The 1,082-nt window shown below is 65.8% G+C and carries 1 protein-coding gene; it reads right to left on the bottom strand.

Features of this window, described 5'->3' with window-relative positions:
- A partial coding sequence (gene tuf / locus KHC24_RS06815) for an elongation factor Tu (protein WP_213361472.1) occupies positions 1–1,082 on the bottom strand: 1,082 nt, incomplete at both ends.

Genomic DNA, 1,082 nt, shown 5'->3' with positions numbered 1-1,082 from the left:
GATGGCGAAGCGGAGCTTCTCTTCCATCGCGATCGGCACGATCAGCTGCACGTCGACCGAGATGTTGTCGCCGGGCATCACCATCTCCGTGCCTTCCGGCAGCGTCACCACGCCCGTCACGTCCGTGGTGCGGAAGTAGAACTGCGGGCGGTAGTTGGTGAAGAACGGCGTGTGGCGGCCGCCCTCTTCCTTGGTCAGGATGTACGCCTCGGCCTTGAACTTGGTGTGCGGCTTCACCGAACCCGGCTTGCACACAACCTGGCCGCGCTCGACGTCCTCGCGCTTGGTGCCGCGAACCAGGATGCCGACATTGTCGCCCGCCTGGCCCTGATCGAGCAGCTTGCGGAACATCTCGACGCCGGTCACCGTCGTCTTGGTGGTCGGGCGGATGCCGACGATCTCGACTTCCTCGCCCACCTTGATGATGCCGCGCTCGACACGGCCGGTCACCACCGTGCCGCGGCCCGAGATCGAGAACACGTCCTCGATCGGCATCAGGAACGGCTGGTCAACCGGACGCTCCGGCTGCGGGATGTAGGCGTCGACCGCCTCCATCAGCTTCAGCACCGCGTCCTTGCCCAGCTTCGGGTCGCCGTTCTCCAGCGCCACCAGCGCCGAGCCACGGATGATCGGGATGTCGTCGCCCGGGAAGTCGTACTTCGACAGCAGCTCGCGCACCTCGAGCTCCACCAGCTCGAGCAGTTCCTCGTCGTCGACCATGTCGCACTTGTTGAGGAACACCACCAGCGCCGGCACGCCGACCTGGCGGGCCAGCAGGATGTGCTCGCGGGTCTGCGGCATCGGGCCGTCCGCCGCCGACACCACCAGGATCGCGCCGTCCATCTGCGCCGCGCCGGTGATCATGTTCTTCACATAATCCGCATGGCCGGGGCAGTCGACGTGGGCGTAGTGGCGGTTCGTCGTCTCGTACTCGACATGCGCGGTCGAGATCGTGATCCCGCGCGCCTTCTCTTCCGGCGCCTTGTCAATCTGGTCATACGCCGTGAACGTCGCCCCGCCAGACTCCGCCAGCACCTTCGTGATCGCAGCCGTCAAGGACGTCTTGCCATGGTCAACATGGC

Source organism: Ancylobacter defluvii (assembly GCF_018390605.1).
In the GTDB taxonomy this organism is placed as follows: domain Bacteria; phylum Pseudomonadota; class Alphaproteobacteria; order Rhizobiales; family Xanthobacteraceae; genus Ancylobacter; species Ancylobacter defluvii.
This window is presented reverse-complemented; position numbering and strand designations above follow the sequence as displayed.